This window comes from Spirosoma humi, from assembly GCF_054776575.1.
This window is the reverse complement of sequence record NZ_BAAHBR010000008.1, coordinates 345,267-361,160: the sequence shown is the minus strand read 5'-3', so window position 1 is coordinate 361,160 and position 15,894 is coordinate 345,267. Positions and strand designations below refer to the sequence as shown.

Here is a 15,894-nt window from a genome sequence, read left to right as displayed (position 1 = left end):
CGAAATCCGTTTGAAGCTGGCGATGGCATTTGTCTTTGTTTATCTCGATAACCTACAGGTGAATGGCTTCACCATAGGCCGCTTCGGTAGCATCCTTGATAGCTTCCGACATTGTTGGGTGCGGGTGAACCGTTTTCAGGATCTCTTCGCCCGTTGTTTCTAATTTGCGGGCAGCTACTACCTCAGCAATCATCTCGGTTACGTTCGCCCCAATGAAGTGAGCGCCCAGAAACTCGCCATATTTAGCGTCGAAAATAACTTTCACGAAACCTTCGGGTGCACCAGCGGCTTTAGCCTTACCCGATGCCGAGAAAGGAAACTTACCCACTTTGAGCTCGTACCCGGCTTCGCGGGCCGCCTTCTCCGTATAACCCACCGACGCAATCTCGGGGGTACAGTACGTACAACCCGGAATGTTATTGTAGTTCAGAGGTTCAACGTGCGGCAAACCAGCAATTTTCTCGATACAGATGATCGCTTCGGCAGAAGCTACGTGTGCCAGCGCTTGTCCTTTGGTGACGTCGCCAATGGCGTAGTAACCTTCAACATTGGTACGGTAATAATCGTCGGTCACGATTTTACCCCGATCAACGGTTATGCCCAGTTCTTCAAGCCCAATATTTTCGATGTTAGCCACAATACCGGCTGCCGACAGAACAACGTCCACATCGAAGGTTTTCTCTCCGTCCGGCGTTTTTACAAACACTTTACAGCCGTTACCGCTGGTATCTACTTTCGTTACTTCCGACTTGGTGAAAATGTCGATCCCCAGCTTCTTGTACTGTTTAGCCAACTCCTTAGAGATGTCTTCATCTTCAATCGGCACCACGGTTGGCAGAAACTCAACGATGGTCACTTTCGTACCCATGCTGGCGTACACATACGCGAACTCAACGCCGATGGCGCCGGAACCAATCACCAGGAGGCTATCGGGCCGTTTTTCGAGAGACATTGCCTTCCGGTACTCAATGACCTTAGTGCCATCGATGGGCACATTCGGCAACTGACGGGCACGGCTTCCAGTGGCAATGACAATGTGTTTTGCTCCGTATTCGGTAACGTTTCCGTCAGCAGCCGTTACGGCTACTTTCTTACCGGGTATCACTTTACCGACGCCATTGATCACGTCGATTTTGTTCTTTTTCATCAGAAACTGAACGCCCTTGCTCATGCTATCGGCAACACCCCGGCTCCGCTTGATAACGGCACCAAAATCGGCCTTCGATTCGCCCGAAACGGTGATACCATAATCGGCAGAGTGCTTTATATAGTCAAAAACCTGCGCCGATTTCAGCAGGGCTTTGGTTGGGATACAGCCCCAGTTCAAACAGATACCGCCCAGGCTTTCGCGCTCGATGACGGCTGTTTTCATACCCAACTGCGACGCCCGGATGGCAGCTACATAGCCGCCTGGTCCGCTACCCACAACGATTACATCGTACTGTGAAGCCATTAGTTAATGAATGAATTTGTAGAATGAATAAAATAAACTCTTCTCAGGAGGAGAACGCAAAGGTAGGCTGAAAAGTTGATACCCGAAGTAAACCCGCACCCCGCCTTGTTTTGTTCTATCTTTGTGTTGTGACGCAGGGATACACCGAAGAGCACAAAGACTCGTGGAGAACTGGTTGAAGAATACTTCCGCGTATCGCTATGTCACAAGTTAATTTTTTCTAAACAAGTACGACAAGTTCATGACAACCGACCAGTTGACCGACTTGAGAGCCAGAGTAGAGGCCCTGAGGGGGTATCTTTGACTACGATAACAAGAAAGAACAATTAGCTGAGCTAGAGCAGCAAACCTTCCAGCCCGAATTCTGGAACGACGCGTCCCGTGCCGAAGGCGTGATGAAACAGGTTCGAACGCTGAAAGGCTGGACAACGAGCTATGAAAAACTGAATAGCCAGTTCGGCGATCTCGAAACGCTTTTCGAATTCTACGAAGCCGGCGAGGTGCCCGAGGAAGAGGTCGACCAGGAAGGGCGGAACGTGACCACGACGCTCGAAGACCTGGAACTCAAAAAAATGCTCGGCAACGAGGAAGATCAACTGAGTGCAGTGCTCGAAATCAATGCGGGCGCGGGTGGCACCGAAAGCCAGGACTGGGCCGATATGCTCTACCGCATGTATATGCGTTGGGCCGAAAAACACGGCTACGGTTTGAAACAGGTCGATTACCAGGATGGCGATACAGCAGGTATCAAGTCGGCAACGATTGAAGTAGATGGCCCGTTGGCATACGGATTTCTAAAGTCCGAGAACGGTGTACACCGGCTGGTGCGCATTTCCCCGTTCGATTCCAACGCCCGCCGACACACATCGTTTGCCTCCGTGTATGCCTACCCACTGGTCGACGATACCATCGAGATTGAAGTAAATCCGGCTGATATCGATTGGGATACGTTCCGGTCTGGGGGAGCGGGTGGTCAGAATGTAAACAAGGTTGAAACGGCGGTGCGGCTGAGGCACAAGCCATCGGGCCTGATCATCGAATGCCAGCAGGAACGCAGCCAGCTACAAAACAAAGAGGTGGCGATCCGGCTTCTGAAATCGAAACTCTACGAAATTGAGGTTCAGAAACGCAACGCAGCCCGCGCCGAAGTAGAAGCCAGCAAGCAGAAAATAGAGTGGGGCTCCCAAATTCGCTCCTACGTTCTGGACGACCGACGCGTGAAAGACCATCGGACGGGATATCAAACGTCCAATACTGAGGCAGTACTAGACGGCGATATTGACCCATTTATAAAGGCGTTTTTGCTGGAACAGGAGTAGGCCCAGAGCGCTCTGGAGCAATTCCTGTGATTTTCGGGGCTAACAATGATGTTGTCAAAATCTGATTTTAGACGGCTCACGTTTATTAATAGTACAGTAAACGTAAGCCGTCTAAAATCATGACAATCATAAAAATCACAGAGACCTGCCGGGTGGCCGTTGCGGTTCTAGCCTTTTTTCTTTTCGCCTGCACAGCGCAGCCAGCCGAGCCGAACATGATTATAAACCCCGACGCAGCGAAGTCTACCTATACTTTTTTGTCGCTCGGCGATTCATACACTATCGGCGAACGTGTCGCTGAGGGTGATCGCTGGAGCGTTCAGTTGGCCGGGTTGTTGCGGAAAGACAACGTAGACATCGGAAATCCGGATATCATTGCCCGCACTGGCTGGACAACCGCCGAACTGCAGGAAGCCATCAAGGCCAGCGGTAACCAGAAAACATACGACCTGGTTTCACTGCTGATTGGTGTTAACAACCAGTATCGGGGCCAGAGCCAGGATCAGTACCGAACGGAGTTTCGGGAGCTACTCCAAACCGCCACCCAATTCGCGGGCGGAAAAGCCAACCGCGTTTTTGTACTCTCTATCCCCGATTGGGGTGTTTCACCTTTCGCCAGTAGTGGCGATAAGATCCGCGTTTCCCGAGAGATCGATCAGTTCAATGCTATTGCGCAGGAGGAGTGCCAGCAAGCCAACATCGCCTATGTCGATATCACGCCCCTGAGTCGCTCGGCGGCTGGCGATGACAGCCAGTTTGCTTCGGACGGTCTGCATTATTCGGGCAAACAGATGAAGCAGTGGGCCGAGCAGGCACTGCCCACCGTAAAGGAACTGTTAAAGAAGTAGCCTACGCAACCGATGGGGCCTTCGAACCACTGTACTTCTGTTTATAGTACCGCGCTGTCCGACTAATGATCAATCCACCAAGAATACTGGGCGCAATCCAACCAATAGTAGCTGCCCAATCCGGTGCATTAGCGGGTATTATCCGGTCCATGTTCGTCACCAGAGCCGCGGTGAACGTAGCAATATAAGAACCGCCCATGCGGGTGAAGTGCTGGAAAAACCAGTGCATTTTATCGGTGGGGCGAGCCAAATGCCGTACATCTTTCACCGCAAAGACGCCCGTCAACACGCCGAAGAACGAGAAGACGATCGGGAAGAACGAACCCCCATTCACCAGCAGCAGGTAAACTCCGAAGCCAACCATCAGCAGGCTAACGACCAAAGTCAGGTAGGTAAGTATCTTATCGGCCTGAGTAGGACCCGTTTTTTTCTGTTTCGTAGCGCGCCAGCCAGTCATGCACAGGTAAAAACTAAAGATAGCAATGCCCGTTAAAAACACCCGCATCATTCTGAAGGGCTGCAGCCCACATAACAGCAAGGCCGTGACCGCCACGGTGATCATGCAGTAGACGTAGATCAATCCGGCACGATTGTGCAACCGGCTACCTTTTTTAGCGAACATGGGAATCAGGCCAACCAGCAAGGCTGTAGAACCAGTAGCAATGTGTGTAATCAGGAGGGAGATGATAAGCGTTTTCATGGCCGTTGCCGGGATTGTTTTCGTTGAGACAAACCTAAGGCAATGGCGGATACTACTGCCCTCAAAAGGGCCAGACAGCACTATTTGGGACGTTTAGCACCAAAAAAAGGTTGTTGGGACGAGTGGTGGGCTGTTTTACAAAGCCTTTAGTTCCGCAATGAGTGTTTCATTGTATTGGCGGGCAACGGGTACCACAAACTGCCCGGCGCCCAAATGGAGTTTATATCCCTGTGCATTTCCCGTTACCCGCTCGACCCGGTCAAGATTAACGACGTACGAACGATGGCAACGAACGATATGTTGACTGCCAATCTGTTTTTCCAGTCGACTAAGGCTACTTCGTAGAAGCGGTTTCACTACCTGCGCGTTTTTCAGGTAAACAATCGTACAGTAATTGTCACTGGATTCGATATATAATAAATCCCCGGACGATAGCATCAAGGTATCCTTTTCATTATCGGCAACAAGCGTCACCGTCTTCCCGATAGATGGCGCGGGTGAAGCAACGGGCACTTCGGAGGGCGAGATGCTGGCCGAACTTTGCCCGTGAATGGGAATCGTAGCGGCTGCGTTGCTGTACTTTTTGAGCTGGGTAATGTAACTGAGTAAAACTAAGCCAACGACCGGAAAAAAGCCCACCAAGAAGGTAACGAGAATCATGCCTCCCCAACTGATCGAATGTATAGCTTCCGAGCTTAAAAGCCAGGCCAGATACGACCGATTGGCCAGCGCGATCAGCAGAATGTTAGCCATGACGGTGATCATCTCACGGCCCACAGACCACCGATTTTCATTAAAAAGCTGGGGAATTAGTCTCGGCAGAAGAACAAAATTGACCGATGTTACGACAAACGTAATCAGACCAAATCCCAGAATTTTGATTGCCTTGCTGGTTGTTTCCCACGTATTCAGACCGAATGGTTGAAAAATCAACAAAAACAGACCGACAAACAAGCCGATCAAAGCCGCCTTGCGAAGCTGCCGGACTGGCGAGTCATCTAATGGGTAAGGTTGGTTGAGAAGCCCGAACATGGTTATACACCAGAATTAAAAGAGTCGCCATCCGGCAATCTGCTCAATAAAGCCGGGAACTACGGCGGGGTAAATCACAATCATGAATAACACGCCAAATAAAGCGCCGTAAAAGTGGGCATCGTGGTTGATGTGGCTTCCTCCGCGCCGGGATTCATAGTAGGAGTAAGCCAGATACAAAGCCCCGAATATAAACCCAGGAATACCGATCGGGATAAAGTAAAGATAAATTGGCGTTAAGGGCCGAAAAAGGATAGCGGCAAAAATAATGGCTGATACGCCCCCCGATGCCCCCAGGGAGTTATATCCGGGATCGTTCCGGTGTTTAAGGAAGCTTGGAATGTCAGAGACCAGAATAGCTACCAGATAAAAGCCAATTAAGAAAACAGGTGCATTGCCATTGAACAGCATGCCAAACACCTGTTCAATAAAGCCGCCGAAGAAATAAAGGCTAAGCATGTTGAAAAACAGATGCCCCCAGTCGGCATGCAGGAAACCCGATGTGATAAGCCGGTAATATTGCCCACGACTTGCCACCTGGTACGGATTCATAATCCACCTGTCCATCAGGCTGTAGTTGTTCCAGGCAGCTACACTAACAATAACCGTAACAACGATGATAATCAGGGTAATACTCATGATAGAATTTCGATGTATAGTGTAGGATATACGATGTATGACGTTTGGATTCTTAGGCATCCTACAGCATACACCATACATCTCCCGTTAACTTTCCCGCTCAACAAGTTGACGGGCAAACTGAATCAATACTATTTTGCGGCTAGGGTCGGCATCTACCCGGTCGAAGTTAGCGAATCCAAGGGTGAAGTATTCATTGATTCGGGACTCGGTAAGGTCCCGGATGCCCAGCCGATCATAAATTGCCGTAACGGCCCGTACCTTTTCGGACTTATCGAACTCGGTCCGGGTTAACCAGCCAATCAATTCATCGCGAATAGCTCCTTTGGCCTGGGCCAGCGCTTCGATCAGCAAAAACGTTTTCTTGTTGGCAATAATATCGCCACCTACCTGTTTGCCAAATTTGGCCGGGTCGCCATACACATCCAGCAGATCATCTTTCAACTGAAACCCGATGCCAATGTTGACACCACCGCTGTATAGATGCCGGTTCGTTTCGTCATCGGCGCCACCGATCAACCCGCCCAATTCAAGGGCGTAGCCAAGCAAAACCGATGTTTTCAGGCGAATCATCTCAATGTATTCCGCTTCCGAAACATCCCATCGAGTCTCGAAATTCATATCCAGTTGCTGGCCTTCGCAAACTTTGGCCGCTGTACGGCTAAAGCGGTCCATGACAGGCGCCAGCTTTGTAGCCTCCACATTTAACAGAAGTTGATAGGCGTTCACGAGCATCACATCGCCCGACAGGATGGCCACATTGCCATTCCATTTTTCATGCACCGTCGGTTGGCCCCGGCGCAAAGGAGCCTGATCCATAATGTCATCGTGCATGAGCGTAAAGTTGTGAAAAACCTCCACACCCAGGGCAGGCCGGACGGCTTTCTGCCAGTCATCGGTAAACAGATAAGCGCCCATCAACGTCAGTAATGGGCGCATACGCTTACCGCCCAAGTTCATTATGTATTTAATAGGATCATAAAGTTCGGGCGGATTCTGACCGTATTGAATAGATTGAAGTTCACGTTGAAGGGCATCAATAAAAATAGCTGGACTCATTCGACAAGGCGAGGGTTTTACGCCAAAAATACGGCAAAAGCCCCCAAAAGCCTAACGAGGAAACGTCCGTCGGTAATTCCGCTGCAACGGCGTTATAAGAACATAAACAAGCCGGGCCGACACAATCAAATAACCGTCGCGCCGATTACTGTTTCCTCGCTGCGCACCGGGTCGATTAGGCGCTGTTCCCAACTCGGGACGCCGGTCTGACAACGCAACTTCCAAAGCACTCCTGTTTTTTTGATTAGGGTACACCGTACTTACATCATCCAGATGATCGCTCCATACATGCGTGTAGGTAGCCTCCATATTCCACTTAAACCGCTCACCAGCCTTAATTGGCACGCCCAGCCCGTAACGTATAATAATCGGCCAGCGATTGTACGCTATCGCTTCGGTATGCAAAGGCGCCAAACTAACAGACCGACCGCCGTACTTAGCCTTGGGTGTCATGTAGGTTAGGCCCAACCCCGCTAATGCATACGGGATAATAACGTGATTGCGGTCATCTTCAGGCCAAAAATCCCACTGCACACCAGCCCAGACATCTGGATTTACACTAAAAAAAGAGAGGTTATTATAGGCAAGGTGCGTGTTTTTCTGGCTTCCCCGAATGTAATACACCTGTCCCTCGGCCCGAAGCGTCAGGTGCGGTGAATAACGGTAAGCAACCGCTGCACTGGCGGCTACACCCAGTCGCAAGTGGCCAAAATTACCCGCTTCGGTTAGATCGCCTAAATAATAGGTGGCGCCTACCCCGACGTTCAACAGCCAGGTCCCGGGCTTCTCACGCCAGATTACCGAACGTTGAGCCAGACAGTTAGAATAGCCAATACAGGTTAGTACAAAAAGAAAACGCCACTGAAGTCTCAAAAAATCAATTGATTAAGATTAGGCCATGTGACGTATTCAGCAAAGAAAGGTAACTAACGCTTCTCTATAGCTCGCCGATATCCTCGTGCCAGAGGGTTGGCTTTTCGGCAATGAACTGATTCATCATCTCGACGCATTCGGGCAAATCGAGATCAATTACGTCAACGCCGTGCTGCTCCATAAACTCACGCGCGCCCGGAAATGTCCGTGATTCACCGACAATGACTTTGGGGATTTTGAACTGCACAATCGTCCCGGCGCACATGTAACAAGGCATCAGGGTTGAGTAGATCACTGTATCACGAAAAGAGCCAACACGACCGGCATTGTTCAGGCAATCCATTTCACCGTGCAGAATCGGGTTGTTTTCCTGCACACGCTTGTTATGTCCGGATGCCACTAATTTACCGTTTTTGATCAGCGCAGATCCAATAGGGATACCCCCTTCGTCCAAACTTTTTCGGGCCTGATTGATGGCCTCCTGCATAAATTCATCCATGTCTTCTGATTTATGGGATTCGATATTTAGTCTATAGCAATTTCATTGTCTCATAATCGCCCACGTGCTGCAGATACAGAAAATGAAGCAATAGCCCATTTACGTTCGTAATCAGTTTATGCGCTTCGGGCAGCGTCGCCACTACACTGACAATACGCTCGTGTTCAAACTGATTGCCCATATTTTTGAGGTGAAAGTTCATAATTTCACTCCGGGCCATTTCTTTTTCAATGTAGAAAAAGTGCATGCCTTCGTCGCTGGTGCCGGTGCTGGGATGCCATACGCGGGAATTCAGTTTCGTTAGCTCAGTCGCCGTAACGGTCAGGCCGATTTCCTCCTCCAGTTCACGGGCAGCCACCTCATCGGGCGCATCGCTGGCATCGACCATCCCCGCCGGATGTTCGTAGGTTTGCGAACCATCGGCAATCCGCCGTTGCTTCACCAGCACCACAAATTTTTCCCGTGTCTCTTGCTCTATCAAACACACCAGCATACTAACAGCATGACCTTTCAAAAAGAGCGCAGGGGGAATTTTATCTCCTTCAGGGGTATCGGCATCCACTTCAAGCATGGCAAACAACACCTCGCCATTGTGTCGGCGTCGAATATAGAAATCGTTCACCGCGTTAATCTTTAATCCATTGGCTTCAGCCTGCGTTTTCCAATACCGAAACTTGGGCGCTTCTTCCAGCAATTCTTTGTGGTTGCTCATAGTAATCAAATAGACAAAAAAACGTCTTTAACCTGAAGTTAGGGTCAGATTAAAGACGTAACGAGGCACGTATTGAGATGGTTACGCGTTTCCCTTAATTCATTTTCAACCTAAAGCTACCATTTGTAATAACAATCTGATCTTGCTTATCCTGTTTTTTGTAGCCGTTCCCTTCGGGATCAATCGAAGAATCATAACCAGAGGTTTTCGTGATAGCCTTGTCTTCCAGCTTATTGACCAATCGACCCATGCCGCCGAAAACGGTTGCGGTTGCTTTTTCTTTCCAGTAATTTCCGACTAACGTAGTGCTGAAGGTGGCCTCAAGAAAGCCATCTGCTCCCATTTTCACCTCAATTGTTTCGTCGGCGTTTTGCGATTTGCCGGTATGATACTCCATACGGGGTTCGCGGGTTTCTTCCACGTATTTTATGGCCGCCAGACCTTTGTACTTGGTCAGGTCTTCTACCTTTTTCCGGTTCTCTTTGGTATCTGGTTTATCGGCATCCACGACCAGATACGTACCTGTTTCGAGAATATCGCCTTTATTGTGAGCACTCAGCCAGATCCTCAGTGACTTATCAGGTTTGATCGTATTGGCGGTTATCCACCAGAAATTACCAATTCTGATCCGGCGTGGCTGCGCTGTAAATTCCTTTCCATCGACTTGAGCCTTCAGCGTGTTACTGTTGGCAATTTGCCCGAAAGTTGTGGTGGCAACGAAAAATAGAGCGAGTAAAACGTGCTGTTTGTTCATTGGATTGGGGTGACTTGTTTTTGACTAGAGACAAATTAACCCAATCCACTAATTGGCAAAGCGTTTCTTTTAGTTTGCGGCAGATTTTCCGAATAAACGTATCTATATTCGTTATCACTTCCAGTCGGGAACAACCATCAATTAGTATGGTAAAGCATTAATGGATAGGCAAAAATCCCATTTGCTTGTCCAGCTCTTGACACAGTGCTATAACATACATGCTGGCAGTTACAGAACAGGCCTAGGAATAGCAATAACTTACTGTTGGTCAGCTCATTGTACTTTAGTTAGACCTATCCTACAACTATCGTGGCTGTTGCAAAAGTCTGAGACAGATCAAATAGGCACAAACAGTTAGCCATTTCCAGAAAAAAAGTGGCTAAAAGTTGCCTGTTCAATGAGCCATTTCGTAAGCACTCCGACTTTTGCAACAGCCACTAACCTTATGTAAAAGGATTATTTTCAGCGAGTAGCTTAGCTGGATGGGGCAACACCCTGAAAATAGTCTAAATTCTCGGCGAATCGTAAGGCTGATCACTATTTGAACAAATAAGTGAGTCCTATCTGAGGTAAGCCAACTGTCTGGGTATTGTTTGTTAGATAAACCCAGTCAAATCGATAACTAAGGTCAAATCTTAAAAACTTTATTGCCTCTATACTCAAGCCGGGACCAAGTTGAATTGTTTGCATAGGTGTGCTCGGATAGCTTACCCCAGCCACATCGGAACTTCGTCTACCCATCTGGTAAGAAGCTTCAACAAATGGAGAGAGCCAAGTAGCTATAAATTGGTAACGTATGTAAGGGCCTACTGAGAGATCTTTAAAGCCAATGTCATCGATCCATTCATTAGACAAAGTTGCATTCAAGCCCACAGCCAGTTGTTCAATTGGGAAATAGCCTGTGTGAATTTGAAAGCTGTTTCTATTTCTTAACAAATTTCCTCGACCATATCCCGCTTTTGCACCTAATTGCCAACTGCCTGAGCGAAATGTAGTTTGGGGTTGACCAGAGGTTAGTTTTTGGGCATAAGCTTGTTGAAGCTGAAGACTCACCAAAAAAGTTAAGAAGAAAAAGTATAGGCTAGTTTTCATAGGAAAAGTTTTATTTTCTTGGAAACGCCTAAATGTGTTACTCAGTATTTTAGTAACCGATCAATCAACGAACTTCTGTTGTATAAGTGCCGTGGCTGTTGCAGAAGTCACGAGAGGCTCGATTTGGCCCAATTTGGAGGCTTGATTCCACCCATTTCTAATTTGAAAATAAGAGTCAGTAATGGGAGATCAAGGCTAATACCGACTTTTGCAACAGCCACAAAGATTATACAACAGATTTGAATGGGAGATTACAAAGGCGATATTGATAAGATTACTTCAAAGGAAGACTTCACTCGTTTTGTAGGCCACCTATTAAAAGACCTTCAAGCGAACCCCTCGACTTGGGAGAACAACACACTGGAGAGTTACCTGAATGGAATAAAAAGTTGGACCTAAGATATGGATGGCTATTATGATCAACGAAAGTAAGCCGATTCCAGAAAACGTTAATTGGCGTGTATTTGCTAAAATTCTAACAGAGGCTACTTTATATGAATAGCCCTCAGCCTAACATAATCCCAGTGGCTGTTGCAAAAGTCATGTATGCCACTAGTCAGGCCAACAAAGGGGGCGATACAGGTTACTTCTTTCGTCCAAAATTGGGTGTTCGAAAGGGCGTTCCATACCTTGTTCCGACTTTTGCAACAGCCACTGTCTTTATGTTAATCAGCAAACTCTGTCTTGGATAATGTAGCCGGTAAAATAGCCCATCCTTTATAAGGAGCGTTATCCATCCACTCAGGTATTGAATAACTCCAAGTAATTTCACTTATGTTAGGTTGATTACAGCTCACTCTTATTAGAAATCGCTTATATCGAAAGTTTTCTGCTACAAAACCACCTTCTTTGTAATCACTCCAACTTCGGGGATTTTGATACCATATACCTGTGAAATCTTCTCCCCTAATAGAGTATCTATAGTATACCGTCTTATGTTCTGCTTTGGTTGTATAGCCAATTGTATAACGAGAGCATTCACTTAAAGCACTGCTTCTTTGCCGATGACGAATTGTGGCATATATACCAAGCCCAATTAAAGCACCAAAAAAAAGTACATTCCCTAATAACGGTAGCGTCTTTCTGAAAAATCTTCGTTTGCGTTGCTTAAAGTGACTAGGTGGCATTCTTACTCGTTATATAATCGTAGTGGCTGTTGCAAAAGTCTAGATGGATGCCGGAGCGCCGGGCATACTCGTCGAATACCTTTCATAAGGGGGCTAAAAAGTGCGGATCAACCGAGTTTAGAAAGTGGTATATTGGCTGTTGCAACAGCCAATATCTTTATGTTAAGAAATTTTTTTATGAATACTTCTCAATTACTCATTCTATAGTCTTCAAAAAGTACTACTAACATCTACATTATTGAAAAAGGTAGATCAAGTTGTTGGCCATTAGGTAATATATTCCATTGGTACACCACTTCTAAATATGCATTTCTAATTGTATCTAGCTTCTGCATCGTTAATTCACTAGGATAGGTAAATCCTTTTTGCTCTAAGGCCTGCTTAAGATCATCCATAAAGTTTAGGTTTGGACCGCTTAACCACTCGATTTGTAAGAGACCAACGATATGTTCAGCCTGATGAGCTTGTAAAGGAAGATTGACCGGTAGTAGGGCCTGAGGACGCTTGTCACGAGGCCGCTCAAAATCTTCAGGTGTAAAGCCTTGATTGAGTAAGCCATAAAAAGCCTCTTTAAAGTGAAGCGTAGTCTCAACAGCATAATGAGCAAGATCATGCTCAACGGGTATATTTTGTATTTTACTCCAAGCACTGCTGCCATCTGATCGCTTAAAAATAAACACAGGTGGTTTATTGGCTTCTTTACGGAAACTAATTACTGCATTCATGATATGGATTAAATCTGTTGTATAAGTGCCGTGGCTGTTGCAAAAGTCAATATACCACTTCCTAAACTCGGTTGATCCGCACTTTTTAGTCCACTTATGAAAGGTATTCGACGAGTATGCCCGGCGCTCCGGCATCCACCTGGACTTTTACAACAGCCACTACGATTATGTTAAGAAGTTAAACTAATGAGGAATTTATTTCATAAAACAGCTCATTCTTAGTTGTATTTAATTTCTGCCGCTTTTTTCAAAATAAGAATCAGTTATATTTTGAGAATACGTTTTATCCACTTGTACAAATGCAACTGAATTCAATATGATGAACGTGATGGAATACCAAAAGCCATAATGAGGAGTGATCCAACTAATTGCAGCACTTGTATGAGCCATGAGAATAATTAGAGCAAACGTCTTGAAGAACTTTTCAGGCAACATATACCCAATGACACCAATGGCTACTAGCCAAGCAAATGAAATCAAAAATATGCCGGATACATGATTTCTCATCAAGACTGCTCCTATTGGGTTTGCTTCATTACCTGCCTTTAGATTACCCCTCCAATAAGCGGCCGGTTGATTAAGAATAGTAACAGTTTCGTCAAATAGACAAGCCCAATAGGCTGGGATCAGAAGTAGAAATCTGTTTTTCAATCTTGACATCGGAACGATTCAATGTTGTTGTATAAGTGATGTTGTGTTAAGCTAAGACATAAAACGGCCTCTGACATGCCTTTAAATGAGATGATAATCCATTGATAGACAAGCAAAAAGAAGCCTATTAACGCTGATTTACACCTTTCTGGTTGACCCAGTCGGGGTAATCGACAACTGGGTCAACCGGAGAGGTGCAATTTACTTCTGGGTTAGCGCCTGCGCATCTGGCCCCACATAACGCTCGAAAAACTCATAAATACGCAGGATGCGGTCAATCCGCTGCCGGACGTTGCCCGTACGGCTTAGTTCGTGCGTAGCACCGGGCATGCGAACATACTCAACTGGCCGACCCAGAATCTTAAGGCTTTTGTACATCATTTCGCTTTGGATCGGTCCTGTCCGCAGATCATTCTCGCCGTGCTTGATTAACAGTGGGGTTTTAATGTTCTGGACAAACGTGTACGGTGAATTGGCATCGAGGACTTTGGCGTCTGCCGCCCACGGATAGGCAAAATAGTTTGGGATAAGCCGCCAGGCATTGCCCTCACCCAAGAACGTCGTCAGGTCATAAACGCCCCGCTGCGCGAAAGCTGCCTTGAACCGGTTGTCATGGCCAACAATCCAGGCTGTAAGGTAGCCAGCATAAGAGCCACCCGTAATGACCTGCCGACTGGTATCAACCCAGTTCTCCTTGGCAGCATCGGTAACAGCCGCCAGTACATCTTCGGCGGGGCCAGTTCCCCAGTCTTTGATGTTTGCCCGCTGGAAATTAAGGCCGTATCCACCCGATCCACGGGGATTCGCGTACACGACCCCATAGCCCTGCGAACACATGTACTGAAACTCGTGCCACATGGATGGCTCACCGGGACCCCACATGGCTGTAGGTCCGCCGTGCATGTTGAGCAGGAGTGGGTATTTTTTGGATCCTTCAAAAAACGCAGGTTTCATGATCCAGTAGTCAACCGTCTGACCCAGCGAATTTTTATACGTACGCTTCTCGGGCATACTCAACTGCCGCTGTGCTACCCAATCATTGTGGTTGCTTAGTTTCGTCTGTGTTTTAGCCGAAGCATCCGTTACGTATAACTCCGACGGATTGGCAACTTCAGTTCTGGCCAGCACAACCCGATTGCCATTCACATCGAAGCTGGTAACGCCCTGGGTGAAGTCTGTTAGCTGCGTAACCTGCCGGGTAGCAGGATCGAGCCGATACAGGGGCGACCCACCATTAGCGGGGGCAGTGAAGTAAAGCACGTAGCCCGCTGTTGCTTTCTTACCTTTTGCCGAAGCAGGAGCCGTTGCCCAGCTTAATCCATTGGCCGCCCGGTCGAAGGTAACGAGTTCAACACCCGATACATTGGCGCCCGCCAGCGTTGCCAGCCCAATCTGAGCGAAGTTGACCCCTTCTGACGGATTCACGAGAAACGCTACTTGCTTACCATCGGGAGAGATTTCGGGAGAGCGGTAACTCTTGCCTGCTTCGGCCAGTATGACTTTCCGCATGCCGGAGCCATCGGCAGGAACATAAACGATCGCGTTGTCCTGTTCCCGATCCGGGTGTTTCAATGAATCCCGATCCGTAACGATCAGCAGCCCCTGGCCATTTGGCAACCAGTTACCACCCTGATAGGAAGAAAAACCGCGTGTGAGGGGTTTGGGTATTGCGCCTTCCTTAACATCCACCAGGTATAAATGAGTGAAATTGAGGTCGGGTTCCGTCGTCGATTCCCCTTGAAAATTCAGTCGATTGATGACTTTCGCTTTTTTGTCTTCGACATCTTTTTCCAGATAAGCCCGGATTTCGGCCAGGGACCCGTCGGGATTAGGCTTTATTTTTTTGTCGCTTTTGATAAAATTATTGGTTGAGAAACCCGGCTTTTCGAGCGACCAGAGGGGCGTACTTTTACCAGGATTCACCAGAGAGTCCGTTAGCATTTGAGCCATTGTCAGGCCCGCCGTAAACGCAATCCGTTTGCCATCAGGCGACCAAAGTGGCGAGGAAGCGCCATACGTACCATTCGTTAACTGCCAGGCTTCGCCCCCATCCAGCGACATAACGAAAATTTGGCCTTTTCCCTTTACCGACCGCACAAAAGCGATTCGCTGTCCATCAGGCGACCAAACGGCCTGCCGGGCTGACTCGGTGCCGCGGGTTAATGCTTTGCCGTCGCCGGGTTTCAGGCCGGTCAGATAAATATGCGTTTTGTACTCGTACTCCTCTTTCTGATCGGGATTAGGCTCTATGGTAGCGAGCGCATACACGGCTCGCTGCCCATCGGGCGCTAGTTCGATACCTCCTACCTGTTTGACACGAGTCAAATCGGTAGCCGTAACTTTGGTTTTTGTTTGGGCACAAACGGTCTGTGCCGTCAGGGCAATCAGTACTAGACATATTGCTTTCATAA

Annotated in this window: 18 protein-coding genes; 4 read left to right on the top strand and 14 right to left on the bottom strand. The window is 47.7% G+C overall.

The window, feature by feature from the left end:
- Window positions 1–52: 52 nt before the first annotated feature.
- Complete coding sequence (gene lpdA / locus ACYU8Y_RS10110; protein ID WP_460936748.1) at window positions 53–1,453, bottom strand: dihydrolipoyl dehydrogenase; 1,401 nt, start codon at window positions 1,451–1,453, stop codon at window positions 53–55.
- Between the two features lie 241 nt (window positions 1,454–1,694).
- On the opposite strand from lpdA, the gene prfB reads away from it, so the two are divergent.
- Window positions 1,695–2,772, top strand: a protein-coding gene (gene prfB / locus ACYU8Y_RS10105) for a peptide chain release factor 2 (RefSeq protein WP_460936746.1) whose coding sequence is annotated in 2 segments (ribosomal slippage) — window positions 1,695–1,754 and window positions 1,756–2,772 — 1,077 coding nt in all. Because the reading frame shifts where the segments join, the coding sequence is not laid out codon by codon here.
- Window positions 2,773–2,987: 215 nt separating this feature from the next.
- Window positions 2,988–3,620: an SGNH/GDSL hydrolase family protein gene (locus ACYU8Y_RS10100; protein WP_460939016.1), complete on the top strand. Its 633-nt coding sequence runs from the start codon at window positions 2,988–2,990 to the stop codon at window positions 3,618–3,620.
- A gap of 1 nt (window position 3,621) precedes the next feature.
- Here ACYU8Y_RS10100 and ACYU8Y_RS10095 read toward each other — a convergent pair whose 3' ends face one another.
- The 9 genes from ACYU8Y_RS10095 to ACYU8Y_RS10055 form a co-directional block, all read right to left on the bottom strand.
- Window positions 3,622–4,320 carry a DUF2306 domain-containing protein gene (locus tag ACYU8Y_RS10095; protein WP_460936744.1) on the bottom strand — a complete coding sequence of 233 codons (699 nt, stop codon included), beginning with the start codon at window positions 4,318–4,320 and terminating at the stop codon, window positions 3,622–3,624.
- A 135-nt stretch (window positions 4,321–4,455) separates the two neighbouring features.
- Window positions 4,456–5,352 carry a LytR/AlgR family response regulator transcription factor gene (locus tag ACYU8Y_RS10090; RefSeq protein ID WP_460936742.1) on the bottom strand — a complete coding sequence of 299 codons (897 nt, stop codon included), beginning with the start codon at window positions 5,350–5,352 and terminating at the stop codon, window positions 4,456–4,458.
- Between the two features lie 15 nt (window positions 5,353–5,367).
- Window positions 5,368–5,991, bottom strand: coding sequence for a rhomboid family intramembrane serine protease (locus ACYU8Y_RS10085; protein WP_460936740.1), 624 nt, complete (start codon window positions 5,989–5,991; stop codon window positions 5,368–5,370).
- An 87-nt stretch (window positions 5,992–6,078) separates the two neighbouring features.
- Entirely contained in the window at window positions 6,079–7,050 is a 972-nt protein-coding gene (locus tag ACYU8Y_RS10080) for a polyprenyl synthetase family protein (RefSeq protein WP_460936738.1), read from the bottom strand.
- 51 nt (window positions 7,051–7,101) lie between these two features.
- Entirely contained in the window at window positions 7,102–7,923 is an 822-nt protein-coding gene (locus ACYU8Y_RS10075; RefSeq protein WP_460936736.1) for a hypothetical protein, read from the bottom strand.
- A 64-nt stretch (window positions 7,924–7,987) separates the two neighbouring features.
- The gene (locus ACYU8Y_RS10070) at window positions 7,988–8,422 is read right to left on the bottom strand and encodes a nucleoside deaminase (protein WP_460936734.1); all 435 of its coding nucleotides are present in this window, start codon (window positions 8,420–8,422) and stop codon (window positions 7,988–7,990) included.
- 31 nt (window positions 8,423–8,453) lie between these two features.
- Window positions 8,454–9,134: an NUDIX hydrolase gene (locus ACYU8Y_RS10065; protein ID WP_460936732.1), complete on the bottom strand. Its 681-nt coding sequence runs from the start codon at window positions 9,132–9,134 to the stop codon at window positions 8,454–8,456.
- Between the two features lie 94 nt (window positions 9,135–9,228).
- Entirely contained in the window at window positions 9,229–9,888 is a 660-nt protein-coding gene (locus ACYU8Y_RS10060; RefSeq protein WP_460936730.1) for a hypothetical protein, read from the bottom strand.
- A 537-nt stretch (window positions 9,889–10,425) separates the two neighbouring features.
- The gene (locus ACYU8Y_RS10055; protein WP_460936728.1) at window positions 10,426–10,980 is read right to left on the bottom strand and encodes a hypothetical protein; all 555 of its coding nucleotides are present in this window, start codon (window positions 10,978–10,980) and stop codon (window positions 10,426–10,428) included.
- 243 nt (window positions 10,981–11,223) lie between these two features.
- On the opposite strand from ACYU8Y_RS10055, the gene ACYU8Y_RS10050 reads away from it, so the two are divergent.
- Together ACYU8Y_RS10050 and ACYU8Y_RS10045 are read left to right on the top strand one after the other, a co-directional pair.
- Complete coding sequence (locus tag ACYU8Y_RS10050) at window positions 11,224–11,379, top strand: DUF7660 family protein (RefSeq protein WP_460936726.1); 156 nt, start codon at window positions 11,224–11,226, stop codon at window positions 11,377–11,379.
- Between the two features lie 7 nt (window positions 11,380–11,386).
- Window positions 11,387–11,482, top strand: a complete 96-nt coding sequence (locus ACYU8Y_RS10045) for a DUF7660 family protein (RefSeq protein WP_460936724.1) — start codon at window positions 11,387–11,389, stop codon at window positions 11,480–11,482.
- Window positions 11,483–11,645: 163 nt separating this feature from the next.
- On the opposite strand, the gene ACYU8Y_RS10040 is transcribed toward ACYU8Y_RS10045, so the two are convergent.
- From ACYU8Y_RS10040 to ACYU8Y_RS10025, 4 genes are all read right to left on the bottom strand, one after another.
- Window positions 11,646–12,107 (bottom strand): hypothetical protein, encoded by a 462-nt coding sequence (locus ACYU8Y_RS10040; RefSeq protein WP_460936722.1) that lies wholly within the window; start codon window positions 12,105–12,107, stop codon window positions 11,646–11,648.
- Window positions 12,108–12,337: 230 nt separating this feature from the next.
- Entirely contained in the window at window positions 12,338–12,832 is a 495-nt protein-coding gene (locus ACYU8Y_RS10035; protein ID WP_460936720.1) for a hypothetical protein, read from the bottom strand.
- A 228-nt stretch (window positions 12,833–13,060) separates the two neighbouring features.
- A complete protein-coding gene (locus ACYU8Y_RS10030; RefSeq protein WP_460936718.1) occupies window positions 13,061–13,492 on the bottom strand; it encodes a hypothetical protein in 432 nt (143 codons plus the stop codon).
- A 192-nt stretch (window positions 13,493–13,684) separates the two neighbouring features.
- Entirely contained in the window at window positions 13,685–15,892 is a 2,208-nt protein-coding gene (locus ACYU8Y_RS10025) for a S9 family peptidase (RefSeq protein WP_460936716.1), read from the bottom strand.
- Window positions 15,893–15,894 lie beyond the last annotated feature (2 nt).

Coding starts and splice junctions, on each gene's coding strand:
- lpdA (WP_460936748.1), bottom strand. CDS start 1,453: ATGGCTTCACAGTACGATGTAATCGTTGTGGGTAGCGGACCAGGCGGC.
- ACYU8Y_RS10100 (WP_460939016.1), top strand. CDS start 2,988: ATGATTATAAACCCCGACGCAGCGAAGTCTACCTATACTTTTTTGTCG.
- ACYU8Y_RS10095 (WP_460936744.1), bottom strand. CDS start 4,320: ATGAAAACGCTTATCATCTCCCTCCTGATTACACACATTGCTACTGGT.
- ACYU8Y_RS10090 (WP_460936742.1), bottom strand. CDS start 5,352: ATGTTCGGGCTTCTCAACCAACCTTACCCATTAGATGACTCGCCAGTC.
- ACYU8Y_RS10085 (WP_460936740.1), bottom strand. CDS start 5,991: ATGAGTATTACCCTGATTATCATCGTTGTTACGGTTATTGTTAGTGTA.
- ACYU8Y_RS10080 (WP_460936738.1), bottom strand. CDS start 7,050: ATGAGTCCAGCTATTTTTATTGATGCCCTTCAACGTGAACTTCAATCT.
- ACYU8Y_RS10070 (WP_460936734.1), bottom strand. CDS start 8,422: ATGGATGAATTTATGCAGGAGGCCATCAATCAGGCCCGAAAAAGTTTG.
- ACYU8Y_RS10065 (WP_460936732.1), bottom strand. CDS start 9,134: ATGAGCAACCACAAAGAATTGCTGGAAGAAGCGCCCAAGTTTCGGTAT.
- ACYU8Y_RS10060 (WP_460936730.1), bottom strand. CDS start 9,888: ATGAACAAACAGCACGTTTTACTCGCTCTATTTTTCGTTGCCACCACA.
- ACYU8Y_RS10055 (WP_460936728.1), bottom strand. CDS start 10,980: ATGAAAACTAGCCTATACTTTTTCTTCTTAACTTTTTTGGTGAGTCTT.
- ACYU8Y_RS10050 (WP_460936726.1), top strand. CDS start 11,224: ATGGGAGATTACAAAGGCGATATTGATAAGATTACTTCAAAGGAAGAC.
- ACYU8Y_RS10045 (WP_460936724.1), top strand. CDS start 11,387: ATGGCTATTATGATCAACGAAAGTAAGCCGATTCCAGAAAACGTTAAT.
- ACYU8Y_RS10040 (WP_460936722.1), bottom strand. CDS start 12,107: ATGCCACCTAGTCACTTTAAGCAACGCAAACGAAGATTTTTCAGAAAG.
- ACYU8Y_RS10035 (WP_460936720.1), bottom strand. CDS start 12,832: ATGAATGCAGTAATTAGTTTCCGTAAAGAAGCCAATAAACCACCTGTG.
- ACYU8Y_RS10030 (WP_460936718.1), bottom strand. CDS start 13,492: ATGTCAAGATTGAAAAACAGATTTCTACTTCTGATCCCAGCCTATTGG.
- ACYU8Y_RS10025 (WP_460936716.1), bottom strand. CDS start 15,892: ATGAAAGCAATATGTCTAGTACTGATTGCCCTGACGGCACAGACCGTT.